Source organism: Mycobacterium sp. FW102-FHT13B02 (assembly GCF_058790275.1).
Genome location: NZ_JBYTCM010000002.1, coordinates 506,563 through 530,046, shown reverse-complemented (window position 1 = coordinate 530,046; position 23,484 = coordinate 506,563). Strand labels below are relative to the sequence as shown.

The following is a 23,484-nucleotide window of genomic DNA, read 5'->3' as shown; positions in this document are numbered from 1 at the left end:
TCAGCACCTGGACACAGCGCCGACGCGGGGCGCTCAGACCTTGGCCGGTGGGCGGAAGAAGATCAGCAGCTGGCCGATGCCGCCGGCCAGGCCCAGCACCACGGCGATGGTCAGCCCGCACCAGCCGTGCAGCAGGTGATAGAAGCTGCTGCCGCCGAACAGCAGGCAGTCCAGGCTGTAGCGGCCCGCGCCGGTGCCCGCGATGGCCACCGCCGCGACGCCGAGTATCAGGTTGTACTCCCAGCCCGACTTGACGATGAAAAAGCCGTTGTCGCGGTGCACGGTCCAGGCGGCCACCACCATCAGCGCCACGAAGCCCGCGGCGGGGATCGGGGTCAGCAGGCCGACCGCCAAGCCCAGGCCGGCCAGGAGTTCGGTGCTCGCGGCCAGCCGGGCGTGCAGCATGCCCGGCCTCATGCCGATGCTGTCGAACCAACCGGCGGTACCCGGGATGCGGCCGCCGCCGAAGAACTTGTTGTACCCGTGCGCGGCCATGGTCAGGCCCAGCACCACCCGCAGCAGCAGGATCGAGAAATCGTAAGCAGTCACGCGATGAATTTAGCCCGCGGCGTCCAGAACCGACGACAACCGTTCCACATACGAATCGACATCCGGTAAGGCCGACGGTGAGGCGTGCACGCTGATCGTCACGGAGTCTCCGATGCCGTGCACGCCGTGCGTCAGCCCCATCATCGGGGAGAGCGCCGGAAACCCGGCTGTCATCAGTACCGGGCAACCACCGAACGTCAGATCGGCCGAACCCCGGTTGACGCTGGACACGACCGTGTGGCCGGCGACCGTCGCCGACCGTGCGTGCACGTCGAATTGCGCTGTGCCCCAGCGCAACAGTCGTGCCGGCACCGCCGCGGTGGCGGCATCGGCGGCCGCCGCCGCGGGATGCTCGAAACGCCGACGCCGCGCGGCGAGTTCCGCCTCGATCCGGGCCGCCCGCTGGTGGAACGACAGTTGCGGGTGCAACGCCACGCCGACGTTGCCGAAGTGGTTGTTGGCGTGGCGTATCCCAGGTTTGGCCATGGGCACCTCGGCCCCGAGCGCGGTGACGCCACCCAGCTCGGCCGACAGTGCCTCCGAGATGGCGGCCAGCGCACCGACCGTCACCGTCGGCCCGGGCAGTTCCGTACTCCGACGGACCACCGTCCGCAGCGCATACGGTGGCTCGGGCCGCTCGTTGGTCTGTTGCGCGGGCCACGAATCTGCCGGTGCGGCAACAACACCCGATTCCGTGTCTCGCACCAGCTGACGGTGCGCGGCGCTGGCCCGCAGCGCCAGATATGGCAAGGCCCACGCCCCCAACCGGCGCGGGATCACCTCGGGCACCGGCTGGTCCCGGCCGAACATCCGGGCTGCCAGGGCCGCCGACCGTCTGCCGTCCGCCAGCGAGTGCGCCATCTGCACGACGGCAACGGTGCCCGGCCGCGCGGCCCGCGGCATGCCCTCGACGCCGGTGAACACGTGCAGCCGCCACGGCCGCACCGTCGCATCGAGTTGGTCGTCAGCCAGCGAGCCGATCGCGTCCAGGCATCGGGACCACGACGTGTCGTCGAGTTCGTGCACGACGGACCAACCGGCCGTCACGTCGTACGGCACCCAGCATGGATAGCGCCACGAGTCCGAGTCGTCGATGCGGACCAGCAACTCCGGGCATGCAGTCACATTGCGACGTACTGCCGCCAACGCCTGGTCCAGCTCGGCCGGCACACCGGCAAAGCCATACAGCAGAAACGCGTCGTTCGGGATTTTCGCCGACATCCAGAAGCTCTGGGCGTCGGCGGCGGCCATCACACCGGTTCGAACTTGGCGATCAGCCACTGACCCCCCAGTCGTTCGAGGGTCACCCGCGCGCTGGTCGGGGTACTGGTCGGCGGCTGGTCACCGATCCGGACGATCTGGTTGACGAACACCAGCACGACGGCATGGTTCTTTTCGAACGACACCGCGGCCGCGGCCGGCACGGACGTCGCCGCCGAGATGTGCCGCTGTTCGGCACCGGGGATCACCGACTTGGTCAGGGTCGTGTACTCGTCCAGGAATGGCGTGGTGAGCAGCTTGCGTGCGTCGGTGAGCTGCCGGCGGACGGTGTCTGGCTCGTACGACAGCAGAGCGACCGTGCCGTCGCTGGCCACCTTGATCACCGCGGCCTGCTCGGCCTCGTTGCTGTGATTGGCGGTGAGGTACCACAGGCCGCCCGCCGCGGCCGCGAGCACCAGCGCCAGCACCGGCAGAACCCGGTACGCCGTCACCCGCGCCCACTCTATCCGGGGTTTTTGCGGTTTTGCCTGCGGCACAGCATCATTGACCGCTACCGGTTCAGCCTCGGACTCCGTCGCGTCGGACTCCGTCTCAGCCGACTCGTCGGGTTCGTCCATCCCGTGCTTGCTCATTGGATCGGCTCCACGTTCGACACCTTGGCGCCCTCGCCCACCTTCTGCATCGTCAGCCGCACGCGCCAGTAGCGGTCCCGTTGCGGTTCTCTGCTGCCGACCTCGGTGTGCACCTTCACCGCCACCAGCACCACGCCGCTGGTCTCGTTCACCGAATCCACGCCGGCCTCGGTAACCGTGCCGACCGACACGGACTGCTGCTGTTTCACCGAGTCGACGACGGCCGCCGAACGCTGTTTGAAGTCATCGAAATAGGCCCCGGTCGAGGCGTCCAGCGCCCGCTTGATGTCGTCGTCGACGTGCCGGTAGTCGATGGTCGTGAGATCCACCGCGGACTGCTTCCCGGCGGTCAGGTACATCTGCCGCAGAGCGTCGTCGCGACGCATCTGCAGCTCGCGCTGGCCGAGCCAGGCCACCAGCGCGCCCAGCGCAGCCACCACCACAACGCCCACGATCAAGGTCGCGATGACGCGGTTATCCCGTTTGGGCGCAGCCTGTTTCAGGAAGGTAAAGGCTTCATCGTCGGAGGCGGCCGGTTTGTCGTCGTCGGCATCCGGCGCCACATCGTCGACGCTCGCCCCTGCGTCGTCCACCTCGTCGGGGCTCCTGTGCCGCCCGTGCTCGTCAGCCATATGCCTTCCTCTCGCCGCACGCTCGTCTTGGGCGGCGACACCTCGGCCGAGTCTAGAGACCAGACGTGACCAGGGTCATGTTCGGTTCAGTTAGCACAGCTCGGTAACGTGCAGGTGAAGTGACGAGAGGATTCCAGTGAGCACCGATGAAGGCACTTCCCCGGCCGATGGTGGCAGCAATCCACAGACGGTGCGGTTCCGCGGTATCGACGAGCTGACCCTGGTCGCCGACGAGTGGAACCGCGACGCGGAAATCGCTCAGGACAAGCCCACCATCCTGATGCTGCACGGCGGCGGCCAGAACCGGTTCTCCTGGAAGAACACCGGTCAAATTCTCGCGGACGCCGGGTTCCACGTCGTCGCGCTGGACAGCCGCGGCCACGGTGACAGCGACCGCTCCCCCACCGCCAATTACTCGCTCGAGACGCTGACCGGCGACACCCTGCAGGTGATCTATCAGATCGGCCGGCCGGTGGCCCTGATCGGCGCCAGCATGGGGGGCTTGACCAGCCTGCCGGTCTCGCACGAGGCCGGCCCTGAACTGGTCACCAAGCTGGTGTTGGTCGACGTGGTGCCGCGGTTCGAGAAGAGCGGCAGCGCACGCATTCGCGACTTCATGTTCAGCGGCATCGACGGCTTCGCCTCGCTCGAAGAGGCCGCCGACGCCGTCGCGGCGTACCTGCCGCACCGGGCCCGGCCGCGCAGCGTCGAAGGGCTCAAGAAGAACCTGCGGCTGCGCGAGGGCAAGTGGTTCTGGCACTGGGACCCGGCGTTCCTCACCGCTCCGGGCGACGACCCGTTCGAGCGCGCCGAGATGCTCGAGCATGCGGCGATCAATCTCGAAATCCCGATCCTGCTGATCCGCGGCAAGCTCTCGGACGTGGTCAGCACCGAAGGCGTACAGGACTTCCTACAGAAGGTGCCGGGCGCGCAGTTCGTCGAGCTGTCCGACGCCGGACACACCGCCGCCGGCGACGACAACGACGCGTTCACCGACGCGGTCGTGCGGTTCGTCCGTCAATGACCCGATCGCGTGCTGTCGCCTCGATACTTGAGCGGTGACGGTAGAGCTGGTCGCCATCTGCGTTCTCGCCGTGGTCGTTGTCGCCGAGGCCATTGCGTTGCGGGTGACACGCACCCGGCTGCGGGCTGCGCGGCAGGAGATCGAGGAGTTGCGCGCGCCGTCCGAGCCCCGCACCAACTTGCTGCTGGCCAGCGGCAAGGCTGCCGTGAAGACGATGTGGCAGACCGCCAACCTCATCAACAAAGAGGGTTTCGGCGGTGCGATGCGGTCATCGATCGAGGAGCTGGCCGGCTGGGCCGAGGTGGAACGGCCGGACCTGGCCAAGCTGGCGCCGACCGGCCGGGTGGCAATCGTGTTCTCGGACATCGAGGGATCCACGGCCCTCAACGAGCGCATGGGCGACCGGGCCTGGGTGCGGCTGATCGATCACCACGACAAGCTGGTCAGCCGGTGCGTCAGGAAACAGTCCGGATACGTCGTGAAAAGTCAGGGCGACGGTTTCATGATCGCCTTCGCCGAGCCCGAGCAGGCGGTGCGCTGCAGCATCGACATGCAGCAGCAATTGGCCAAGGCTCCGGGCGGCATTCGGGTCCGCATCGGCATTCACGCCGGAAAGTCCGTGCGCCGTGGCGATGACCTGTTCGGCCGCAACGTCGCCATGGCGGCCCGCGTCGCGAGTCAGGCGGACGGCGGCGAGATCCTGGTGAGCAAAGCCGTGCGAGATGCCCTGTCGGGCACGGCTTCTTGCGCGGACATCGTCTTTGACGACGGCCGGGCGGCGGAGCTCAAAGGCTTCGCCGGCGACCACCGGCTCTATGCGGTGGACTGTCCGCCGGAGTCGGCCAGCCGCTGATGCAACCGGGCGCGAATATCGTCCGCGGTGTACGACTCGCGCTTGCGCTGATCTCGCGCGACCAACACACCACCGGCGACCACGCCCGCAACACCCGCCAAGCCGACCCACTTCCACACGCCGCGCATGGGGCCATTATGGACGAGCGAATCGACACGGAGTGTCTAAGCTGCCCAGATGACTGGTAACGCGGTGACACTGGAGCGGGCGCTGGCCGAGACCCGGACCGGCGACATCTGGTTGTTCCGTGGGGCTTCCAAGCCCGACCGCGCCATCCAGGCGCTCACCAATGCCCCCGTGAACCATGTCGGGATGACGGTCGCGATCGACGACTTGCCGCCGCTGATCTGGCACGCCGAACTCGGCGACAAACTGGAATGCCTCTGGAGCGGCAGCCACCACCGCGGCGTGCAACTCAACGACTTGCGCGCCGCCGTCGAACGATGGGTGTACGTGTACGGACAGCGGTGTTGGCTGCGGCAGCTGACGCCGTACGCCACCCGCGAGCAGGAAGACCGGGCGCTGAAAGTGGTGGCGCGCATGGACGGCACCGCGTTCCCCACCACAGCCCGGTTGACGGCTCGGTGGTTCCGCGGGCGCGCGCCGGTGGTCAGCGACTACACGCGTGGAATTCCCGTGGTGCACCGCAAGGTTCGCGAAACCGCAGAGCGCGACAAGAACCGTCGCCGGACGGCAGGGCTCGAGACCGCGTACTGCGCGGAGACAGTGGCCATCACCTATGAGGAGATGGGACTGCTGCTCACCGAAAAGCGCGAAAACTACTTTGACCCGGGCTCGTTCTGGAGTGGTGATGCGTTGTCTTTGACGCCGGGATACCACCTGGGCGACGAGATCGAAGTGCTGGCCTGACCTGCAGGTCTGGAAATCCGGCGAAAAATTTCAATCGCCGTCAATGGAGTCGAACGGCGACTAGCATTCGTGCGTAAATTCCGAGTAATCGGCAAGCTGCCAGGAGTCGTCATGCGAATGAAAAGCGCGCTCGTTGCATCATGGATTGCCGCTGCCGCGATTGGCGGCGCCATCAGCCTGGCCCCGATGGTCGGCGCCCAGCCAGACCCCGATGTGCCTTATGGTGGCGACGAATTCGAGGCTCCAGGGCAGGGCCCCGCTCCGGGCAGCTTCGGCTTCCACGATTCGAGCCACGACGAGAAGGACACGTCCGCCGGCGATACCGACGTGCCGTACTGATCGCCCTATTCGCGGCGGTAGCTGAGATCGGCGTGGGTGCGCCCGCACATCCGATCGATGATCTTCACCCGGCTGCGGTACATCACCCTGGTGCGCGCACGGCGCACCGGCGGAATGAAGTCCAGCGCTGACCACACCGTGGTGGCCGCCATCGTCAGGCCGACCAACGGCAGCACCACCGGGTTGACCTTCGGGAATCCGAGCACATCAGAGACGTCATCACCCAGCGCGGCACGCGCCACCACCGAGTGCAGCTGCGGCAGCAGCCACCGCGCCGCCCGGCGGCTGGGCCTGTTGCCGGTGACGCCGTAGATCTCGGGATACGCCTCGATCAGCGCAATGCCGAGTTCGGTGGATCCGGCGTCGGGGGCGACCACCTCGTCGAGGAACATCCACAGCAGCCTGCTGGTGTCCGACTCAGTGGCCGGGATCAGGTTCGGGTGCACTCCGACGATGTAGGCGATGTACCGCCACAGATGCACGATGGCTTCGCGGTCCTTGCGGCGCAGGCGAATACCGGCCATACCCGCAACGACCATGGGCACCAGCGTGAACGCGACGATGACCGAGCTGAACACCTGCTGATGCACCGCGAAGCGGCCCTCATCCCAGTCGGCGCGCTTGGACATGCCAGACCGCAGGAACGCATGGGTCAGCCGAACCCGCACCGACGTCTGGAAGCCCAGCTCCCCGCGGCGCAGCGAGCCCGGGGTCGTCACGGCCGACAGCCACGACAGGGTCTCGACGGCGCGCTTACCGGCCTTGTCCCGGGTATCGCCGGCCCGCAGCAGCACCGCATTGCCATCCGGCGTGGTGTATGTCAGCGCCAGCCCGACGAGCAAGCTCGGGGCCAGCAGCGGACCCATCCGGCTGGTGACCTCGGCCCCGCGCTGCAGCTTCTCCGAGTCCACCCAGTACGGCACCTCCTCGACGGCGGCGAAGAACTCCCGCAGCACGGGCGGCGCGTCCTCGACGGTGTCGATGCCCTGGGCCAGGGCCTGTTCGAACTGGCCTCGCAGTTCTTTGCCGCCGGGCCCCTTCATGGCCGCCACGACCGCGTCAGCCAGCGGATCTCCGGTCACGCCGTATTTGGCGAAGCCCTCGACCTGCGCGTGAGTGGGCCGCAGGTCCTCGGAGAGAAACTTCGGCAACAGCCGCAGCAGGGTGGAGTTGGCCAGCTCGGGACTCGGGACCCGCTCATAAAGTTCGGCCGTCGACCGAGCGTCGAGTGATGTCATACATCTAATTTAGAGTCAGACTCTAAATTAGGCAATGGTGACTGCGCGCGCCAGCAGTTCTCGGGCCTGGAGCAGGCATTTTTCGACCTCCTCGGGCGTCAACCGCGCATTGTCGGTACGCAGCGCCAGCGCAGCGACCCCGTTCCATGCCCCGAACAGGAAGTACGACAGCATCCTGCTGTCGACGGCTTTGACCTCTCCGTTGTCGACCGCCGCCTGGATTCGCTGCTCGAAAGCGTTGCGCAGCAAGTCAATCCGCTCGGATACTTCGCCATCGAGCGGATTGCTCGGTCCACCAAGGGCATTCACCGAGAGATAACGGGTCAGCGCGGGCCGGTCGACCAGCAGCCGCATATAGGCGACGCCAGCCTCAAGCACCTGCTCGAACGCGGTGCCCTCGGCGGCGTAGGCCGCCATCAATTCAGCCATCGAGGCATCGAGCAGCCGCTGAATGACCGCGGATACCAAGGCATCCTTGGTGCCGAAGTGCACGTAGACCGAAGCCGGTGAGATGCCGGCGACCTCGGCCACGTCTTCCATGCGGATCGCATCCGTCGAACGATCGGCAAGCAGTTGCTCGGCCGCATCGAGCAACGCGGCCCTCGTCCGCATCCGGCGGCGTTCACCCCTGAGCTGTGCGGGATTCTCCGAGATGCTGCTCATGACCCGACCCTAAACCGCAGCCGGGCGGTCGTTGAGCTGGGCCGCGGGCCGATATCTAGTTGGCCGACGATGTGGGTGGTGGTCGGAAGGGTTGATACCACCACCATTGGGCGCGTTCCCCGGTTGGTCCGGGGCACGGGGGCACATCAGGACGAGGTGTGGTCGGTGGCCGCGCCAGGGATCCGCCATGCAGTTCTCGGCCCGCGCCATCGGTGACAACGAGGCGGTCGGCGGGTCCGGTGATGGTGATGACGCGCTGGTGGTGCAGTCGGTGGTGATACGGGCACACCAGCACCAGATTGTGCAGCTCGGTGACCCCGCCGTTCTCCCAATGGATGACGTGATGCGCGTGCAGGCCACGAGTGGCGCCGCAGCCGGGAACTACGCAGCAGCGGTCGCGGTGTTCGAGGGCGCGGCGCAGGCGGCGGCTGATGGTGCGGGTCGACCGGCCGGCGCCGATCGGCTGCCCGTGGCGCTCGAGCCACACCTCGCACGTCGCGTCGCACAGCAGGTACGCGCGTTCGTCGTCGGTCAGCGCCGGGCCCAGATGCAGTGCCGCCGCGTGCTTTTCTGCATCCAAGTGCACGACCACGGTGGTGTACTGCCCATGCGGGCGCAGTGCGACATCGGCATCCCAGCCGGCCTTGACCAGGCTCATGAACCCATCGACCTGATTGGGGAACGGCGGCGCCTGCTCTGACACGGCTTCTCCGCTGCCGTCGGTGTCGTGGTCGCGTTTCCAGTCCGCGACCAACGCATCCTGATGCGAGGCCATCGCCGTGTCGAACTTGGCGGCTTCCAGCTTCGGCAACCGGATCGTGTACGTCGCCGACCCGTCCTCGTGCGTGGTCTTCTTGATCGACCGCTCCGACTCAGGCTTCGATTCCGGCTCGGGCTCGGGGCGGGGTTCCAGACTGACCGCCTTACGCAACTGGGTGACCGTGGCGCTTTCCGCGAACTGCGCGTAATGCTCATCAGAACCCTCGGCGGCGTGCTCTGCGACCACGCCGACCTGATCCAACGACAACCGGCCCTCGCACATCGCCTCAGCGCAGCGCGGGAATTCCTCGAACCGGTGCGCGACGGCCACCATGACTTCCGCATTACGGGGCGACACCCCGGTTTTCCACGCCACCAAGGCAGGAAGCGACCGGGCCCCCGTCGCGCCCCACAGCCCATCACGGTCGATCTCGGCCACGATCTCCACCAACCGGCCGTCGATCGCGTTGCGCTGACCGATCAACTCCCCGATCTCATCGAAGAATGCGTCGATACGCTCGCACGGAGAGGCCGGAGCATCCAAAGATGTTGCGGCGGTGGACATGACACCATCAAAGCAGAGGGCACCGACAAGTTTTGGCCGCGGCGGTTCGACACCACGGACTATCAGCAGTTTATGAGCCCAAATCCAGGAGCCGCTTGGGATGCATGCCGTCGACCTGCCCGATGAATGGCGGGTGGATGCTGTAGCCGAGCATCCGCCGGATGTCTTCCGATACCCGCCGCACGGTGTCCTTGGTCATCGACAGGGTGAACGCCTCTTGCGGCCGAAGCCAGGGCTCGCAGTACTGGGCGGTGACGGCCAGTCGCGAGTCATGAGTCCGGTTCGCACCGCCCCCGTGCCACAACGTGCCCGGGAAGAACACGCATGACCCGGCTTTCATCACCACGGGCCGGCGTTCGACGTCGTCGCCAGGCAGCTGGTCGCCCCAGCGGTGACTGCCAGGGACGACGTCGGTGGCCCCGTTGTCGTCCGTGAAATCGTCGATGGCCCAGATGGTCGCCGCACCCAGCGCGGCGCGGGGACGCGGCAACGGGTAGAAACCGTCGTCCGTGTGCAGCATCTGGGCCTCTTCACCGGGCAGGATGTTGATCACCTGAAGCATCGACAACAGGTAGTTCGGCAGGAACATCCGGTCCAGCAGCGCCAGCACCCGCGGATGGTCGGCAACAATGTCACAGGCGTCGCATTTGTTCAGCACGCTGTAGATTCGCTGGGTCAATCTACCCTCAAATCCGTTGCGGCCGTGCAGGTTCAACAGCGGTGTGACCGCTTGGCGAATCGCGTCCAGCTGGGCCGCGCTGAGCAGATCGGGCAGGACCACGTAGCCGTCGCGCATCATCGTGGCGAGGTCGTCATCAACGACCGCGGGGTCGATCGCCGCGCCGCTGCTCGCAGTGCGGCGATACGTCCCGGCCAGGTCGCCACTCAAATCCGCCAACGATGACACTTCAGCACTCATAGCCCCACTCCCGCCGGAAACATAACCGAGTTCTGTTATGTTTCGGACTATGGCACGCGCCCCGATCGGACGTCAACAACTTCTGACCGCCGCCCGCCACGAACTGGTACGCGGCAACGGGGTGCTCGAACTGAGCGCACTCACCCGCCGGGCCCAACTGAGCACCGGCGCCCTCTACCACCATTTCGGGTCCAAAAGCGGGCTGCTCGCCGCGGTGTACGACGACTTCTACCACGGGCTGCGCAACGCGATCGCCGATGCGCACCTGCCCACCGACGCCAGCTGGGGTGTCCGCGAGCGCGAGCGCACCCGGCGTTTCGTCGTCTATCACTTCGACGATGAGCTGGCGCCGATCCTGCTCGGCCGCGCCACGCTGGACCCGGAACTCGCCGAACTCGAAGCGGTCCATCTCCAGACCATGAGCGAGGCCGCGGCCGACAACATCCGTCGCGGCCAGGAGCTCGGCCAGCTGCCCGGCGACATCGACCCCGCCAGCGCCGGCGCGTTCGTCATCGGCGGCCTGCGGCACAGCATCGCCCAGCAACTCAGGGCGACGCCGCGCCCGGACCCGGATCTCGCGGCCGAACGGCTGTGGCACCTGACCGCCGCGGCGCTGGGGATCGCGTAATCACCCCGCCGCCGTGTGCGTTCATCGGATACTGAGTGCACCATCTGGCGGGAACGACGAAGGAACGCTCATGAAGGTGCTGGCGTGGTCACTGTGCGCGCTTACGGTCGCGCTCGCCGCGGGCTGCTCGACTCAGCACTCCGCGCCGGCACCCTCGACGGTGACCGTGACCGCTCCTCGGCAGACCAGCGCGTCTCCCGTCACGGCGACGTCGGCCGCGCCGCCCCTGACCGGAACAGTAACGGCGCCGGCCACCCAAACACCCTCGGCAGCACCAGAACTCGGGCCTTGTCAGGACAACGACCTCGAAGTCACGGTCGGGCCGCTGCAAACGGCCAACACTCAGCGCCGCGTCGTGGTGTCGTTCCGCAACACCTCATCACGCGGTTGCACCATGGTCGGTTACCCCGGTGCGGACCTGGTGACGCCGGCCGGTGGCGTCCTGATCAACGTGCCACGGCGACCGGCCAACGCGGCACATCGGCTAACCCTGCATCCCGGCGACATCGCCACCGCCGACGTGTCGACGTCCGCGGTGGACACGGGCACGGGCAATACATGTGCCCGCTGGGGGCAGCTGGTGGTCACCCCGCCCGACGACTTCACGTCCCACCCGCTGGGCATCGACCTGCCGATCTGCAACGCGAGCATCAGTTCGGTCGACTGACCCTGCCGCGGACGGCCCGAGCGGCAGCGGTCACCGTGAACGGGCCAGCGCCCAACCGTTGGCGCGCAACCATTTCCAGCTGTGTTCGAGCCTTGTCATCGAGGCGCTGCACATAGTCACCCGCGACGCCGACGCCGTATGTGTACGGCTCCCACCACTCGGCAAAACTCGGGTGCACGACATCAACCGCGATGAGCTCCTCCTGCACGTCGCTCAGACCCGCGGCCCGGAAGACGTCCGTCAAGTAGCCGCGCGGCGCACCCGAGACCAGGCCCTGATCGTCGGCGTCCGGGTCAATGGCATGCACCGCATCCCAAAATGGCGTCAGTGCACCGCTTTTGGCGTCCCACATACAGGCCGCGACGATGCCGCCACTGCGCGTCACCCGCGCCATCTGACCGACACCACCCACTGGATCGGTCATGAAATGGACCACCAGCTGGGCCAGTGCGGCATCGAAAGCCCCTGTGGCGTAAGGCAACCGCTCGGCGGTACCGAGGCGGACATCGACTGTGGGGAACCGCTCGCCGACCGCATCGACGAACGTCGGCGACGGATCGATGGCCGAAACGTCAGCCCCGTCGGAACGGAGATACGCCGTCAGCGCACCGGGGCCACAACCCACGTCCAGCACCGTGCCACCGACACCGCAGAAGGCGCCGAACACCTCCGCAAGAGGCTCGGCATACCGGCCCATGTAGCGGCCGTACGCTTCCGGCGAGACGACGAAGCCCACCAGCAGATGCTAGGCCGCGAACCGGGGGCTACACGCCGAATTTTGCCCTTGCGTCGTCGGTCACGGGCGTGAAAAGGTTGACCAGGTTGCCGTCGGGATCGCGGAACATCAGTGCGCGGTTTCCCCAGGGCATCGTGGTGGGCTCGGTGACGACCTCGTCGAGCCGGCCTCGCAGCCGTGCATATTCGGCGTCCACGTCGGCCACGATGAACTCGATGATGGCGCTTCGGTTCGCCGCGGGCTCCGCGGAGCCTGCCCCGAACAGCGGGACGGTCTTGTCGCTGCCGATGGCCAAAGTACCTACCGGCGTTGGGATTTCCGCGAACAGTTCGTTGGCCCAGACCGCCGCGGCGCCGGTCACCAGTTCGTAGAAGCCGACCAGGCTCGGCACGTCGGCGGTGATGATGCGGGTGGAGACAAGCTTCATGGCCAGTACGTTATCGGCGGGCACCGACAACCTCGCCGGGCCGAGAGGGCTTGATGAGCGAGGGATCGAGATTGTCGGCTGTCGTCAGAGCGCATTCACGAGCAACACGTAGGCCAAGGTTCCGGCGCCGACGCTCAGCAGCGTCCGCCGCCCGCCGAACAGGTGGACGCCCACGGTGAGCACCACGGCCACCGCCGCGAATGCCAAGCGGCTGCCGTCGACGGCGACCGAGCGGAACGTGCTCGCCGCGAGAATCACCACGATGCCGACGGGCATCCAGGAGGCCATCGTGTTGACGAAGCGGGACTTTCGTAGTGGCTGGAGAATCGCGAACGGCACCGCGCGCAGGGCCAGATTGATGACGAAGACGGTGGACAGGACGGCCGCGAGGTACTTGAGATCAAGCATGACGCGGCCGCCCCAGGAGGTAGCGCGCCACGAGCGCGGCGATGAAGAGCAGCAGTCCGACGAACAACGCCGCGTGCGGCGCGACCACCACCGCGAGCGAGAAGCTTAGGGCGGCGATCAGAAGCGAGGGCACGCCATCGCGGGATCGGCACGCGTCGAGCGTCAGGGTGACGAACAGCGCGCACAGTGCGAACTCGAGCCCTTCGATACGGGCCGGCAGCAGCGACCCGAGCAGGACGCCCGTCAAACCACCACCGACCCAATAAAACTGGAACGCGGCCTGCATCGAGACCAGGCGCCACGACGTCCAGCCGCGCGGTTTGGCGGCGGTGACCGCGTACGCCTCGTCGACCAGCGTGTAGACCGAGTAGGCACGCGCGACTCGGTTCCGCACGACGTGCAGCGGGAACGTGAACGCGTAGAAGACGTGGCGGAAGTTCACCAGGAACGCGGTCAGCGCGATGGTGGCCAACGGCGTCGCGGCGGCGATCATGCCGATCAGCAGTAGCTCCAGCGAGCCGGCGAAACACGCGATGGACAGTGCCGGCGCGACCCACCACGGCAAGCCCGCCTGGATGACCATCAAGCCGAAGGCGACGCCGATCGGATACATGCCCAGGCCGGCGGCGAGCGACGCCCGCACACCGGCGGCGACCTCCGATTTTCGCGATGCCGGCGCCAATGTAGCCATGACAACAATGATCCCAAGTTGAACACAGAATATGGTTGCCACTTAGTGCTCTACCGGCAGGTATCGGGCAATAATTGGTTATGGACCGACTTGATGCAGCAATAATCGACGTCCTGCGCGAGGACGGCCGAATCGCGAACGTTGCGCTGGCCGAACGGGTCGGGCTCACTCCGGGGCCATGCCTGCGCCGGGTGCAGCGACTCGAAGCCGACGGCGTCATCGTCGGCTACCAGGCCCAGATCTCACCCGCCGCCGCCAACCAGAGCTTCGAAGTGCTCCTCGACATCGAGATCACGGACTTCGACATGACGAGCATCGAGTCTTTCGAAGACAAGATGGCCGCGTATCCCCAAGTCCTCGAACTCCATCGACTGTTCGGGTCGCCGGACTACCTCTGCCGCGTCGCGGTCGCGGACCTCGCTGCCTACGAGCAGTTCTTGACCAGCAAGGTGCTGTCCATCCCCGGCATCCATCGCGTCTCGTCGCGGTTCCCGATGAAGACGATCAAGTCCCTGCGGCCTACGTGATCCCGTCAAGCGTGGGGTTTTACGAGGGATTCTCGGCGATTTTCCGCGTAATCCCCCACGCTCGGCGCGACAACGGCATGAGTGCTACGAAGTTCTCACACGTGCGGACGGGTGGCGACGGGTGGCAAGGTCAGCTCGGTCACCAGCGCTGAACCAGTGACGACTCGAAGCGGAACTCCGCCGGACATGGACATCTCTCTGGCGATGGACCTCACTGCTAGGGGACAAAGTCACCGCCGGCGCCGATGGCATTGTGGCGTGGATCGCTGGCGCCGTAGCGTCGTGGTGGAGGCCACGGATGCCTGAATTCATGAGCGCCAGTGATGCATTCACCTGGGCGATGGAAAGCGATCCCCGCTTGCGATCGACGGTCGTGACGGTGATCTTGATGGAGCACGTACCGGACTGGAGCGTCGTACGCTCGCGATTCCAGCTGATCGCCGCGAAGCTCCCGATGTTGCGCAAACGGCTGGTGGAGTCGGTGCCACCCGCGCCGCCGCGGTGGGTGTTTTGCCGCGACTTCGACCTCGACTTCCACATCTCCCGGGTGTCCGCGCCTGCGCCGGGAAATCTCGACGTCGTCTTGGAAATGGCGCGGCGCGCGGCCATGGATGAGTTCGACCATGCCCGTCCGATGTGGGAGGTCACGTTCGTCGACGGCCTGGCGGACAACGGTGCGGCGGTGGTGTGCAAGTTCCACCACTCGTTGACCGACGGCTTGGGCGGCGTGCAGATCGGGATGACGCTGTTCGACCTCAGCGAGGAGCCGCGGCTGATCGGTGAAGAGGGTGAAGAGATTGTCGAGCCCCGGATCCCGGACCGGCACCTCTTGCAGGGTTACCGGGCGTCGATCGGGTACGACGTGGGGCTGTTGTCCGCGGCCGTTCGCGGTGCCCTCCGGGCGGGACCATCGTTGGCGCTCAACAGCATTCGCCGTCCGATCCAGACAGCATCGCAGGCGACCGAGATGGTGGCGTCGGTGTATCGCACCGTGCGACCGGTGAACCGAACCGGTTCCCCTCTGATGACGAATCGCTCGCTGGTGCGGCGCCTCGGGGTGTTGGAGGTGCCGAGGCCGCGTTTACACGAGGCCGCCCATCGCGGCGGCGGCGCACTCAATGACGCATTCGTTGCCGGGATAGCCGGCGGATTGCGCCACTACCACAACAAGCACGGCGTCAACGTCGGCGATCTGCATCTGACCATGCCGGTGAGCCTGCGAACAAAGGACGACCCCATGGGCGGCAACCGGATCACCCTGATGCGGTTCGACGTGCCGGTCGGGGTAGCCGATCCCGCACAGCGGATCAGCGCGATCAACAAACGCACGCAGCAAGTGCGTCATGAGAAGTCGCTGCCTTACACCCAACTGATCGCGGGTGTACTCAACTTGATGCCGCGCTGGTACATCGGGTCGATCCTGCGCCACGTCGACTTCCTGGCCAGTGACGTGCCCGGCATCCCGGTACCGGTGTATCTGGGCGGCGCAAAAGTGCGGGCGCAGTACGCGTTCGGGCCGACGATCGGTGCTGCCGTCAACGTCACGCTGTTGACCTACGTCGATACCTGCTCATTGGGAATCGACGTGGACACCGGAGCGATCCCTGATTTCGACGTATTCCGCGACTGCCTGGTCGCGGGCTTCGACGAGGTCCTGGCGCTCGCCGATTGAGACTCGCGAGAGGTTGGCGCGAATCTCCACCGCATCCCCAGCATGACGCCCTGGTTTGTAGCCTGTCGGCTTGGACAGAGCCTTTCGACGACGTCGGACGCCCTGAACGATCGCCCCAGCGCGCTAATCGCGGTTGGCTCTCGCTGCCTCGTGAATCAATGCTTTGAACGCGTCTGCGTCCAGTTCGTCGCCTTCGTGCAGATCAATGGCACGCCGAACGCCCGCGTCGAGACTCGCGTTGAACAGATGATCCGGGTCGTTCAGGGACGCGCCTTTGGCGAAGGTCGTCTTGACCTTGTCCTTGTAGGTCTCCACCGTGCAGATGAGGCCGTCCAATGAAAACGTCGGCACACCGTCGGGGTTGGACGGCTTGCGCCACTTGGACTCCTCGACGACATCGGGTTCGGCTTCTTTGATCAATGACCGCAGCTCGTCGACTCGATCGCTCCGCCAATCCCCACTCACAGCCGTCAATGTACTAGGCACATCTGGCTGTCACCGGATGTGGAGAAGATTGCGCGATTGCGCAATCTTCTCCACTCTCGGGGCACGGCCCAGACCTACACGTTGAAGCGGAACTCCACCACGTCCCCGTCGACCATGACGTAGTCCTTGCCTTCCATCCGGACCTTGCCGGCGGCCTTGGCTGCGGCCATGGAGCCGGCCTCGACGAGGTCGTCGAAGGCCACGATCTCGGCCTTGATGAAGCCCTTCTCGAAGTCGGTGTGGATGACGCCGGCCGCCTTGGGCGCGGTGTCGCCCTGGTGGATGGTCCAGGCGCGGGCTTCCTTGGGGCCGGCCGTCAGGTAGGTCTGCAGCTTCAGCGTCCGGAAACCGGCGCGCGCCAAGGCATCCAGGCCGCGCTCGGTCTGGCCGATGGACTCCAGCAGCTCCGCGGCGGACTCGTCGTCGAGCTCCAGCAGTTCGGCCTCGATCTTGGCGTCCAGGAACACGGCTTCGGCCGGTGCCACCAGAGCCGACAGCTCGGCCTTGCGTGCCTCGTCCGTCAGCACAGACTCGTCGGCGTTGAAGACGTACAGGAACGGCTTGACGGTCATCAGGTTCAGTTCGCGCAGGATCGACCAGTCCTTGCCGGTGGAGAACAGCGTCTTGCCTTCATTGAAGATCGCCTGGGCGGCGACTACCGCGTCCAAAACAGGCTTGCGGTCCTTGTTGGTGCGGGCTTCCTTCTCGAGCCGCGGCAGGGCCTTCTCGAGGGTCTGCATGTCGGCGAGGATCAGCTCGGTCTCGATGACCTCGATGTCGGACTTGGGGTCGACGCGGCCGTCGACGTGCACGACGTCGTCGTCGGCGAAGGCGCGCACCACCTGACAGATGGCGTCGGCCTCCCGGATGTTGGCCAGGAACTTGTTGCCCAGGCCCGCGCCCTCGGACGCGCCCTTGACGATGCCGGCGATGTCCACGAACGTCACGGGCGCCGGGACGGTCTTCTCGGAACCGAAGATCTCGGCGAGCTTGTCGAGCCGCGGGTCGGGCAGCGGCACCACGCCCTCGTTGGGTTCGATTGTTGCGAACGGATAATTAGCCGCGAGCACGTCATTACGTGTCAACGCGTTGAACAGCGTCGACTTTCCGACGTTCGGCAGACCGACGATTCCCAGGTTCAGACCCACGAGTTCGACAGTTTAAGAGACGCCACACTGTTGCAAACCCCACCTATCGGCGCTATGGCAGGAATTGCCGGTACGGTCTAGGAGTGTCAGCAGAGCATCATGGGCCCGAAGCCGCCCTCGATCGCCGCTCAGCGCTGCCCAGCATCCCGGGAATCCCCTGGTGGGGAGCCATTGTGCTGGCCGTCACAGCCACCGCGATCGGTTTCGCCTACGACGCCGGCACCGGTGACAAAGAACTCAGCGCTTTCTTCACTTTCTGCTACGTGGCCGGCTGTGTACTCGCTGTGCTCGCAGTGCGGCGGTCCGGAATTTTCACCGCGGTCATCCAGCCGCCGCTGATCCTTTTCGTTGCTGTGCCCGGCGCGTACTTCGTGTTCCACAGCGACAAGATCGCCGGCATCAAGGACCTGCTGATCAATTGCGGGTATCCGCTGATCGAGCGTTTTCCGACGATGTTCTTCACCGCGGCGACGATTCTGGTCCTCGGCCTGCTCCGTTGGTTCGTCCTGCCGCAGTTCCTGACCTATGAGGATGACGGCGACGACGAGGCAGGCGTCGAGGCCGAGCCCACGCCGCGCCGCGCCCGCCGTCAGACCGACGACGAAGACGTGGCACCGGCCGGGCTCGCCGCAATGCTGTCGGCCAAGCTCACCAAGCTGACCACCGGTCAGACGCCGCGCAGTACCCGCACCCGGGCGACCTCGTCGCGTCGCTCGTCGGCCGACTCACCGCGCCGTAGCTCCGCCGATCCGCAGCGTGCGCCGCGGCCATCGCGGGCCCGTGCGCACGTCGAAACCACCGAACTCATCGAACCGGTGCCCGGCCAGATGCGGCGGCCTCGTCCCGCACGCCCGCGCCCGGCAGCCACCGACTCGTATGCTGTGCCCGACGAGCCGCGGCGTCGCCCGCGTGCGGCCGCCGAGCCGCGTGAACCGCGCCGTACCCCGCCGCAGGAGCGCTACGACTACCGGGAGCCGCGGGAGCGGGATCGCTACGAGCGGCCGGCGCAGCGCCCGTCGGCGTCCGAGCCGCGCCGTCGTCGCTACGCCGACGATCCGTACGAGCCCAGCGACCGCTACCAGTCCCCCGCACGTCCGTCGCGGAACGCGCCGCCCAGCGGCGCCCACCACCCCGTTTCCCGGGTGCGGTACCGCGGTTCAGACGACGACGCCGCAGCGCCCGAGCCAGGTGAGCGCCGTCCGCGTCAGCCCCAGAACTGGGACTGACGCCGGCCGCGTCACCGCTCGGAAAAGCGCTCGAAAATCAGTGCCGGGCCGGACGAATCTCGCGCGGCAGCGCGAAGACCAGCGTCTCGTTGGCGGTGGTGACGGGCTGGACGGTGTCGTAGCCGAATTCCGCGAGGCGCTCGAGCACGCCGCGCACCAAGATTTCGGGCACCGAGGCACCTGAGGTGACGCCGACGGTCGTGACGTTCTCCAGCCACGCCGGATCGATGTCCTCGGCGTAGTCGACCAGCTTGGCCGCGTTCGAGCCGGCGTTCAGCGCCACCTCGACCAAGCGCACCGAGTTCGACGAGTTGCGCGAGCCGACGACGATCACGAGCTCGCATTCCGGCGCCATCGCCTTGACCGCAACCTGGCGGTTCTGGGTGGCGTAGCAGATGTCGTCGCTGGGCGGGTCCTGCAGCGTCGGGAACTTCTCCCGCAGCCGCCGCACGGTCTCCATGGTCTCGTCGACGGACAGAGTGGTCTGGGACAGCCAGATGACCTTGTTGGGATCCCGCACCGTCACCTTGTCGACGGCGTCGGGGTTGTCGACGACCTGTACATGATCAGGTGCCTCGCCCGCGGTGCCGACGACCTCTTCGTGGCCCTCGTGGCCGACCAGCAGGATGTCGTAGTCGTCGCGGGCGAAACGCTTGGCCTCGTTGTGCACCTTGGTGACCAGCGGGCAGGTGGCGTCGATGGTCCGCAGATTGCGCGCGGCGGCTTCCTCGTGCACCGTCGGCGCGACGCCGTGGGCCGAGAACACCACGATGGCGCCCTCGGGCACCTCATCGGTCTGCTCGACGAACACGGCCCCGGCCTTGGCCAGGGTGTCCACCACGTAGCGGTTGTGCACGATTTCGTGCCGCACGTAGACGGGGGCACCATGCTTCTCCAGCGCCCGCTCGACGGTCTCGACAGCGCGGTCGACACCGGCGCAGTAGCCACGCGGCTCGGCGAGCAGCACGCGCTTGCCGGTTTTGCTCATAGCTTCTCCGGCGACCGAAACGGTGGCGCCGGGAATGCCCATATTGATGGTCGGTGGCATAGCACAAGGGTACTGATCACCGCAGGGCCACAGCCAGCCGTACTCTGGCAGGCATGTCTACTGCGCCCTACGGAGTCCGGCTGCTGGTCGGCGCGGCTGCGACCGCGCTCGAGGAGACCATTCGGCTCCCCCAAACCATCCTGACCTACCCGATGACGCTGGCCAGTCAGCTCGCCCAGCTGGTCATGAAGATGCAGCAGGACCTGGCCGAGCTGGTCAACAAGGGCGACGAGACGCTCGAGCAGTGGTTCCCGCCGAAGGACGAACAGCCGGAGTGGGCCACCTTCGATGAGGATCTGCTGGCCGCGGTCCCCACGGACGCGACGGCCCCCACCGAACAGCCCGACGGCGCCCGCCTGACCGAGGGCCGCTTCGCGCTGTACAGCACCGGTGCCGCGGACACGCCGAAGCCCACCCCCAACGGCGCGGCCACCAACGGGGCCGGCGCGGCGACGCCCGCGATCGTGGACGACCTCGACTACCCCGGTCTGACCCTGGCCCAGCTGAGGGCGCGGCTGCCCCAGCTGAAGGTGGACGACCTCGAGGCGCTGCTGGCCTACGAGAACAACACGAAGTCCCGCGCGCCGTTCCAGACGCTGCTGGCCAACAGGATCACCCGCGCGACCGCGAAGTGATGCGGTGACGTCGGCTGCCGCAGCGGCCGAGAACGAGAACTCGGCCGAGAATCCGTGGCCGGTCCGGGCGGTGTCCACCCGGGTCGCCAAGTACATCGACCGGCTCGGCACCATCTGGATCGAGGGCCAGCTCACCGAGCTGAAGTTGCGCCAGTCGACGGCGTGGATGGTGCTGCGTGACCCGGCCGCCGACATGTCACTGTCGGTCAGCTGCCCTCGCGCTCTGGTCGACGACGCCCCGGTCACCCTGTCCGAGGGCACCCAGGTGATCATGCTGGGCAAGCCGCAGTTCTACACCCGCAACGGCTCATTCTCGTTGCGCATCAGCCAGATTCGCGCGGTCGGCATCGGCGAGCTGCTGGCCCGCATCGATCGGCTGCGCCGGCTGCTGGATGCCGAGGGGTTGTTCGATCCGCGGCTGAAGCGCCCGATTCCGTTTCTCCCCAACACCATTGGCCTCATCACCGGCCGCGCCTCGGCAGCCGAGCACGACGTCGTCACCGTCGCCGAAAGCCGTTGGCCCGCAGTTCACTTCGATATCCGCAACACCGCGGTGCAGGGCACCAACGCGGTGCCGCAGATCGTCGAGGCCCTGCGCGCCCTGGACGCCGCACCGCACGTGGACGTCATCGTGATCGCACGCGGCGGCGGCAGCGTCGAGGACCTGCTGCCGTTCTCCGACGAGACGCTGTGCCGCGAGATCGCCGCCTGCACCACCCCGGTGGTCAGCGCTGTCGGGCACGAACCGGACAACCCACTGTGCGACCTGGTCGCCGACCTGCGGGCGGCCACCCCGACCGACGCCGCCAAACGCATCGTCCCGGACGCCGCCGCCGAACAGGCGTTGGTGACCGACCTCCGCCGGCGCAGCGCACAGGCCCTGCGCAACTGGGTGCACCGCGAAGAGCGCTTCATCGGTCAACTGCGCGGCCGCCCGGTCCTGGCGCAGCCACTGCACGCGCTCGACGTCCGCGCCGAGGAGGTCGCCCGCGCGGTGGCGGCCGCGCGGCGCGACATCCGGCGGCTGATCGCCACCGAAACCGACCACGTCGGCCACCTTTCGGCCCGGCTGGCCACCCTGGGCCCGGCCGCGACGCTGGCGCGTGGGTACGCCGTGGTGCAGAACCTGTCGGCAGCCGGCGCGGTCCTGCGGTCAGCGCAGGATGCCCCAGCAGGAACCAGACTCCGAATCCGGGTGGCCGACGGCGCCGTCATGACCGTGAGCGAAGGAATATATGACGAACATTAGTCAGCTCGGCTACGAAGATGCCCGCGATGAACTGATCGAGGTCGTCCGCCAACTGGAGGCCGGCGGCCTTGATCTCGACACCTCGCTGCGGCTCTGGGAAAGGGGCGAGCAGCTGGCAAAACGGTGCGAAGAGCACCTGGCCGGCGCGCGCAAGAAGGTCGAGGACGCGCTCGCCGCGGGCGCCGACGACGAAAATTGATCAGCGCGGTCGTTTCCTCAGCGCCCTGTTAACTGAAACACGTTTCAGTTATGCTCCTGCATCATGCGTGACGCTTCCCTGACCACAGACCTCGGCCGCGTGCTGGTAACCGGCGGGTCTGGCTTTGTCGGCGCCAACCTGGTGACCGAGCTCCTCGGCCGCGGCCATCAGGTCCGGTCGTTCGACCGGGCGCCGTCCCCTCTGCCGGCCAACCCGAATCTCCAGACGCAGGTCGGCGACATCACGAACCCCGACGACGTGGCGGCAGCGGTCAAGGACATCGACACGATCATCCACACCGCGGCCATCATCGACCTGATGGGCGGCGCGTCCGTCACCGACGAGTACCGCAACCGCAGTTTCGGCGTGAACGTCGGTGGCACCGAGAACCTGGTGAAGCTCGGCCGGGCCGCGGGCGTCAAGCGGTTCGTCTACACCGCCTCGAACAGCGTGGTGATGGGTGGCCAGGACATCCAGAACGGCGACGAGACCATGCCGTACACCGCCCGCTTCAACGACCTCTACACCGAGACCAAGGTCGCGGCCGAGAAGTTCGTGCTGTCGCAGAACGACATTGAAGGGGACGGGTCCGGCTTACTCACTTGCTCCATCCGGCCCAGCGGCATCTGGGGCCGGGGCGACCAGACCATGTTCCGCAAGGTGTTCGAGAACATCCTGGCCGGCCACGTCAAAGTCCTGGTGGGCAACAAGAACATCAAGCTGGACAACTCCTACGTGCACAACCTGATCCACGGTTTCGTCCTGGCGGGCGAGCACCTGGTGCCGGGCGGTACCGCACCCGGGCAGGCGTACTTCATCAACGACGGCGAACCGCTCAACATGTTCGAATTCGCCCGCCCGGTGATCACCGCGTGCGGCCGCAAGCTGCCGACCTTCTACGTCTCCGGCAAGCTCGTGCACCGCGTGATGATGGCGTGGCAGTGGCTGCACTTCAAGTTCGCCCTGCCCGAGCCGCTGATCGAGCCGCTGGCCGTGGAGCGGCTGTACCTGAACAACTACTTCTCGATCGCCAAGGCCAAGCGCGACCTGGGCTACGAGCCGCTGTTCAACACCGAGCAGGCCATGAAGGAATGCATGCCGTACTACGTCGACCTCTTCCGCCAGATGGAAGCGGCGGACGCCAAGTAATAACCGACCCCAAAACTCTACGGCCCGTGTGTCTCAACCGAATTCAGCGGTAGAGATGCGCGGGCCGTTTGGTTGACTGCTCGATGTTGGCCGAAGCGGCGACGAGCAGATCGGTCCCGAGCGCGATGAGCGCGCGGGCGGCCGCGATCTCCTCGCCGATCATCGGCGCACTCGGATCTTTGGGATTGCGGTAGGCATCCCCCGTCGTGGCGATGCTGTCGTCACGGAGCCGGGCATGCGCCGAGGCGTGGGTGTGAACATCGTCCTCGAAGAACTCGATCTCGACGTGCCACTTGTTGGTCAGATCCTTGTCGTACATGTCGA

At 66.6% G+C, this 23,484-nt stretch carries 30 protein-coding genes; 13 read left to right on the top strand and 17 right to left on the bottom strand.

Going from position 1 to position 23,484, the window contains the following annotated elements; genetic code table 11:
- Positions 1 to 33 precede the first annotated feature (33 nt).
- Genes AC3WTE_RS05515 through AC3WTE_RS05500 form a run of 4 tightly spaced genes read right to left on the bottom strand, consistent with a single transcriptional unit; the run spans position 34 to position 3,034 of the window.
- Positions 34 to 549: a DoxX family protein gene (locus tag AC3WTE_RS05515; protein WP_492436244.1), complete on the bottom strand. Its 516-nt coding sequence runs from the start codon at positions 547 to 549 to the stop codon at positions 34 to 36.
- A 9-nt stretch (positions 550 to 558) separates the two neighbouring features.
- Positions 559 to 1,800, bottom strand: a complete 1,242-nt coding sequence (locus AC3WTE_RS05510) for a WS/DGAT domain-containing protein (RefSeq protein ID WP_492436314.1) — start codon at positions 1,798 to 1,800, stop codon at positions 559 to 561.
- A complete protein-coding gene (locus AC3WTE_RS05505) occupies positions 1,800 to 2,402 on the bottom strand; it encodes a hypothetical protein (RefSeq protein WP_492436243.1) in 603 nt (200 codons plus the stop codon). Before AC3WTE_RS05505 ends, AC3WTE_RS05510 begins: the two co-directional genes overlap by 1 nt.
- The gene (locus tag AC3WTE_RS05500) at positions 2,399 to 3,034 is read right to left on the bottom strand and encodes an Rv1363c family protein (protein ID WP_492436242.1); all 636 of its coding nucleotides are present in this window, start codon (positions 3,032 to 3,034) and stop codon (positions 2,399 to 2,401) included. The genes AC3WTE_RS05505 and AC3WTE_RS05500 overlap by 4 nt, the downstream gene beginning before the upstream one ends.
- A gap of 136 nt (positions 3,035 to 3,170) precedes the next feature.
- On the opposite strand from AC3WTE_RS05500, the gene AC3WTE_RS05495 reads away from it, so the two are divergent.
- Together AC3WTE_RS05495 and AC3WTE_RS05490 are read left to right on the top strand one after the other, a co-directional pair.
- Positions 3,171 to 4,058 carry an alpha/beta fold hydrolase gene (locus AC3WTE_RS05495; RefSeq protein ID WP_492436241.1) on the top strand — a complete coding sequence of 296 codons (888 nt, stop codon included), beginning with the start codon at positions 3,171 to 3,173 and terminating at the stop codon, positions 4,056 to 4,058.
- 34 nt (positions 4,059 to 4,092) lie between these two features.
- Positions 4,093 to 4,911: an adenylate/guanylate cyclase domain-containing protein gene (locus AC3WTE_RS05490; RefSeq protein ID WP_492436239.1), complete on the top strand. Its 819-nt coding sequence runs from the start codon at positions 4,093 to 4,095 to the stop codon at positions 4,909 to 4,911.
- Here AC3WTE_RS05490 and AC3WTE_RS05485 read toward each other — a convergent pair.
- On the bottom strand, positions 4,872 to 5,039 hold the full coding sequence (locus AC3WTE_RS05485) for a hypothetical protein (protein WP_492436237.1): 168 nt from the start codon (positions 5,037 to 5,039) through the stop codon (positions 4,872 to 4,874). The two genes, AC3WTE_RS05490 and AC3WTE_RS05485, sit on opposite strands and share 40 nt — an antisense overlap.
- Before the next feature lie 49 nt (positions 5,040 to 5,088).
- On the opposite strand from AC3WTE_RS05485, the gene AC3WTE_RS05480 reads away from it, so the two are divergent.
- The gene (locus tag AC3WTE_RS05480; protein WP_492436235.1) at positions 5,089 to 5,781 is read left to right on the top strand and encodes a guanylate cyclase; all 693 of its coding nucleotides are present in this window, start codon (positions 5,089 to 5,091) and stop codon (positions 5,779 to 5,781) included.
- A 111-nt stretch (positions 5,782 to 5,892) separates the two neighbouring features.
- The gene (locus AC3WTE_RS05475) at positions 5,893 to 6,120 is read left to right on the top strand and encodes a hypothetical protein (protein WP_492436234.1); all 228 of its coding nucleotides are present in this window, start codon (positions 5,893 to 5,895) and stop codon (positions 6,118 to 6,120) included.
- Positions 6,121 to 6,125: 5 nt separating this feature from the next.
- Here AC3WTE_RS05475 and AC3WTE_RS05470 read toward each other — a convergent pair whose 3' ends face one another.
- The 4 genes from AC3WTE_RS05470 to AC3WTE_RS05455 form a co-directional block, all read right to left on the bottom strand.
- On the bottom strand, positions 6,126 to 7,358 hold the full coding sequence (locus AC3WTE_RS05470) for an oxygenase MpaB family protein (RefSeq protein ID WP_492436233.1): 1,233 nt from the start codon (positions 7,356 to 7,358) through the stop codon (positions 6,126 to 6,128).
- A gap of 27 nt (positions 7,359 to 7,385) precedes the next feature.
- Positions 7,386 to 7,952 carry a TetR/AcrR family transcriptional regulator gene (locus AC3WTE_RS05465; protein WP_492436231.1) on the bottom strand — a complete coding sequence of 189 codons (567 nt, stop codon included), beginning with the start codon at positions 7,950 to 7,952 and terminating at the stop codon, positions 7,386 to 7,388.
- A gap of 124 nt (positions 7,953 to 8,076) precedes the next feature.
- Positions 8,077 to 9,345 (bottom strand): HNH endonuclease signature motif containing protein, encoded by a 1,269-nt coding sequence (locus tag AC3WTE_RS05460; RefSeq protein WP_492436230.1) that lies wholly within the window; start codon positions 9,343 to 9,345, stop codon positions 8,077 to 8,079.
- A gap of 70 nt (positions 9,346 to 9,415) precedes the next feature.
- Entirely contained in the window at positions 9,416 to 10,264 is an 849-nt protein-coding gene (locus AC3WTE_RS05455) for a phytanoyl-CoA dioxygenase family protein (protein ID WP_492436228.1), read from the bottom strand.
- Between the two features lie 49 nt (positions 10,265 to 10,313).
- Here AC3WTE_RS05455 and AC3WTE_RS05450 point away from each other — a divergent pair, with 49 nt between their 5' ends.
- A complete protein-coding gene (locus tag AC3WTE_RS05450; RefSeq protein ID WP_492436227.1) occupies positions 10,314 to 10,892 on the top strand; it encodes a TetR/AcrR family transcriptional regulator in 579 nt (192 codons plus the stop codon).
- A 70-nt stretch (positions 10,893 to 10,962) separates the two neighbouring features.
- Positions 10,963 to 11,559 (top strand): DUF4232 domain-containing protein, encoded by a 597-nt coding sequence (locus AC3WTE_RS05445; protein ID WP_492436225.1) that lies wholly within the window; start codon positions 10,963 to 10,965, stop codon positions 11,557 to 11,559.
- Here AC3WTE_RS05445 and AC3WTE_RS05440 read toward each other — a convergent pair.
- The 4 genes from AC3WTE_RS05440 to AC3WTE_RS05425 all read right to left on the bottom strand — a co-directional run bounded on the left by AC3WTE_RS05440 (position 11,543) and on the right by AC3WTE_RS05425 (position 13,821).
- A complete protein-coding gene (locus AC3WTE_RS05440) occupies positions 11,543 to 12,295 on the bottom strand; it encodes a class I SAM-dependent methyltransferase (RefSeq protein ID WP_492436224.1) in 753 nt (250 codons plus the stop codon). The genes AC3WTE_RS05445 and AC3WTE_RS05440 overlap by 17 nt on opposite strands.
- A 28-nt stretch (positions 12,296 to 12,323) precedes the next feature.
- Positions 12,324 to 12,722, bottom strand: coding sequence for a VOC family protein (locus AC3WTE_RS05435; protein WP_492436223.1), 399 nt, complete (start codon positions 12,720 to 12,722; stop codon positions 12,324 to 12,326).
- Positions 12,723 to 12,806: 84 nt separating this feature from the next.
- Positions 12,807 to 13,130 carry a branched-chain amino acid transporter permease gene (locus AC3WTE_RS05430; RefSeq protein WP_492436221.1) on the bottom strand — a complete coding sequence of 108 codons (324 nt, stop codon included), beginning with the start codon at positions 13,128 to 13,130 and terminating at the stop codon, positions 12,807 to 12,809.
- Positions 13,123 to 13,821, bottom strand: coding sequence for an AzlC family ABC transporter permease (locus AC3WTE_RS05425; protein ID WP_492436220.1), 699 nt, complete (start codon positions 13,819 to 13,821; stop codon positions 13,123 to 13,125). Before AC3WTE_RS05425 ends, AC3WTE_RS05430 begins: the two co-directional genes overlap by 8 nt.
- An 80-nt stretch (positions 13,822 to 13,901) precedes the next feature.
- Between AC3WTE_RS05425 and AC3WTE_RS05420 the strand changes: the two genes are divergently transcribed.
- Together AC3WTE_RS05420 and AC3WTE_RS05415 are read left to right on the top strand one after the other, a co-directional pair.
- Positions 13,902 to 14,348, top strand: coding sequence for an Lrp/AsnC family transcriptional regulator (locus AC3WTE_RS05420; RefSeq protein WP_459368566.1), 447 nt, complete (start codon positions 13,902 to 13,904; stop codon positions 14,346 to 14,348).
- Positions 14,349 to 14,646: 298 nt separating this feature from the next.
- Positions 14,647 to 16,020, top strand: coding sequence for a wax ester/triacylglycerol synthase domain-containing protein (locus AC3WTE_RS05415; RefSeq protein ID WP_492436219.1), 1,374 nt, complete (start codon positions 14,647 to 14,649; stop codon positions 16,018 to 16,020).
- Positions 16,021 to 16,143: 123 nt separating this feature from the next.
- Here AC3WTE_RS05415 and AC3WTE_RS05410 read toward each other — a convergent pair whose 3' ends face one another.
- The gene (locus AC3WTE_RS05410) at positions 16,144 to 16,485 is read right to left on the bottom strand and encodes a DUF1801 domain-containing protein (protein ID WP_492436217.1); all 342 of its coding nucleotides are present in this window, start codon (positions 16,483 to 16,485) and stop codon (positions 16,144 to 16,146) included.
- Between the two features lie 95 nt (positions 16,486 to 16,580).
- A complete protein-coding gene (gene ychF, locus AC3WTE_RS05405) occupies positions 16,581 to 17,654 on the bottom strand; it encodes a redox-regulated ATPase YchF (RefSeq protein WP_492436215.1) in 1,074 nt (357 codons plus the stop codon).
- 83 nt (positions 17,655 to 17,737) lie between these two features.
- Between ychF and AC3WTE_RS05400 the strand changes: the two genes are divergently transcribed.
- A complete protein-coding gene (locus tag AC3WTE_RS05400; protein WP_492436213.1) occupies positions 17,738 to 18,880 on the top strand; it encodes a DUF6542 domain-containing protein in 1,143 nt (380 codons plus the stop codon).
- A gap of 37 nt (positions 18,881 to 18,917) precedes the next feature.
- Here AC3WTE_RS05400 and AC3WTE_RS05395 read toward each other — a convergent pair whose 3' ends face one another.
- Entirely contained in the window at positions 18,918 to 19,928 is a 1,011-nt protein-coding gene (locus AC3WTE_RS05395; RefSeq protein WP_492436211.1) for a 4-hydroxy-3-methylbut-2-enyl diphosphate reductase, read from the bottom strand.
- Positions 19,929 to 19,981: 53 nt separating this feature from the next.
- Between AC3WTE_RS05395 and AC3WTE_RS05390 the strand changes: the two genes are divergently transcribed.
- The 4 genes from AC3WTE_RS05390 (at position 19,982) to AC3WTE_RS05375 (ending at position 23,160) form a co-directional block, all read left to right on the top strand.
- Positions 19,982 to 20,563 (top strand): lipid droplet-associated protein, encoded by a 582-nt coding sequence (locus tag AC3WTE_RS05390; protein WP_492436210.1) that lies wholly within the window; start codon positions 19,982 to 19,984, stop codon positions 20,561 to 20,563.
- A gap of 4 nt (positions 20,564 to 20,567) precedes the next feature.
- Positions 20,568 to 21,812: an exodeoxyribonuclease VII large subunit gene (gene xseA, locus AC3WTE_RS05385; protein ID WP_492436208.1), complete on the top strand. Its 1,245-nt coding sequence runs from the start codon at positions 20,568 to 20,570 to the stop codon at positions 21,810 to 21,812.
- Positions 21,799 to 22,011 carry an exodeoxyribonuclease VII small subunit gene (locus tag AC3WTE_RS05380; RefSeq protein WP_492436206.1) on the top strand — a complete coding sequence of 71 codons (213 nt, stop codon included), beginning with the start codon at positions 21,799 to 21,801 and terminating at the stop codon, positions 22,009 to 22,011. The genes xseA and AC3WTE_RS05380 overlap by 14 nt, the downstream gene beginning before the upstream one ends.
- A 63-nt stretch (positions 22,012 to 22,074) precedes the next feature.
- Entirely contained in the window at positions 22,075 to 23,160 is a 1,086-nt protein-coding gene (locus tag AC3WTE_RS05375) for a 3-beta-hydroxysteroid dehydrogenase (protein ID WP_492436205.1), read from the top strand.
- Between the two features lie 43 nt (positions 23,161 to 23,203).
- Here the strand turns inward: AC3WTE_RS05375 and AC3WTE_RS05370 are convergent, their stop codons facing one another.
- The gene (locus tag AC3WTE_RS05370) at positions 23,204 to 23,479 is read right to left on the bottom strand and encodes a dsRBD fold-containing protein (protein WP_492436203.1); all 276 of its coding nucleotides are present in this window, start codon (positions 23,477 to 23,479) and stop codon (positions 23,204 to 23,206) included.
- Between the last annotated feature and the right edge of the window lie 5 nt (positions 23,480 to 23,484).

Bases quoted from the DNA above. Each gene is read 5' to 3' on its own strand.
- AC3WTE_RS05450 (WP_492436227.1), top strand. From the start codon at position 10,314: ATGGCACGCGCCCCGATCGGACGTCAACAACTTCTGACCGCCGCCCGC.
- AC3WTE_RS05415 (WP_492436219.1), top strand. From the start codon at position 14,647: ATGCCTGAATTCATGAGCGCCAGTGATGCATTCACCTGGGCGATGGAA.
- AC3WTE_RS05510 (WP_492436314.1), bottom strand. From the start codon at position 1,800: ATGGCCGCCGCCGACGCCCAGAGCTTCTGGATGTCGGCGAAAATCCCG.
- AC3WTE_RS05500 (WP_492436242.1), bottom strand. From the start codon at position 3,034: ATGGCTGACGAGCACGGGCGGCACAGGAGCCCCGACGAGGTGGACGAC.
- AC3WTE_RS05370 (WP_492436203.1), bottom strand. From the start codon at position 23,479: ATGTACGACAAGGATCTGACCAACAAGTGGCACGTCGAGATCGAGTTC.
- AC3WTE_RS05480 (WP_492436235.1), top strand. From the start codon at position 5,089: ATGACTGGTAACGCGGTGACACTGGAGCGGGCGCTGGCCGAGACCCGG.
- AC3WTE_RS05390 (WP_492436210.1), top strand. From the start codon at position 19,982: ATGTCTACTGCGCCCTACGGAGTCCGGCTGCTGGTCGGCGCGGCTGCG.
- AC3WTE_RS05420 (WP_459368566.1), top strand. From the start codon at position 13,902: ATGGACCGACTTGATGCAGCAATAATCGACGTCCTGCGCGAGGACGGC.
- AC3WTE_RS05435 (WP_492436223.1), bottom strand. From the start codon at position 12,722: ATGAAGCTTGTCTCCACCCGCATCATCACCGCCGACGTGCCGAGCCTG.
- AC3WTE_RS05375 (WP_492436205.1), top strand. From the start codon at position 22,075: ATGCGTGACGCTTCCCTGACCACAGACCTCGGCCGCGTGCTGGTAACC.
- AC3WTE_RS05475 (WP_492436234.1), top strand. From the start codon at position 5,893: ATGCGAATGAAAAGCGCGCTCGTTGCATCATGGATTGCCGCTGCCGCG.
- AC3WTE_RS05455 (WP_492436228.1), bottom strand. From the start codon at position 10,264: ATGAGTGCTGAAGTGTCATCGTTGGCGGATTTGAGTGGCGACCTGGCC.
- AC3WTE_RS05470 (WP_492436233.1), bottom strand. From the start codon at position 7,358: ATGACATCACTCGACGCTCGGTCGACGGCCGAACTTTATGAGCGGGTC.
- AC3WTE_RS05430 (WP_492436221.1), bottom strand. From the start codon at position 13,130: ATGCTTGATCTCAAGTACCTCGCGGCCGTCCTGTCCACCGTCTTCGTC.
- AC3WTE_RS05460 (WP_492436230.1), bottom strand. From the start codon at position 9,345: ATGTCCACCGCCGCAACATCTTTGGATGCTCCGGCCTCTCCGTGCGAG.
- AC3WTE_RS05425 (WP_492436220.1), bottom strand. From the start codon at position 13,821: ATGGCTACATTGGCGCCGGCATCGCGAAAATCGGAGGTCGCCGCCGGT.
- AC3WTE_RS05380 (WP_492436206.1), top strand. From the start codon at position 21,799: ATGACGAACATTAGTCAGCTCGGCTACGAAGATGCCCGCGATGAACTG.
- AC3WTE_RS05395 (WP_492436211.1), bottom strand. From the start codon at position 19,928: ATGCCACCGACCATCAATATGGGCATTCCCGGCGCCACCGTTTCGGTC.
- AC3WTE_RS05505 (WP_492436243.1), bottom strand. From the start codon at position 2,402: ATGAGCAAGCACGGGATGGACGAACCCGACGAGTCGGCTGAGACGGAG.
- AC3WTE_RS05485 (WP_492436237.1), bottom strand. From the start codon at position 5,039: ATGCGCGGCGTGTGGAAGTGGGTCGGCTTGGCGGGTGTTGCGGGCGTG.
- AC3WTE_RS05445 (WP_492436225.1), top strand. From the start codon at position 10,963: ATGAAGGTGCTGGCGTGGTCACTGTGCGCGCTTACGGTCGCGCTCGCC.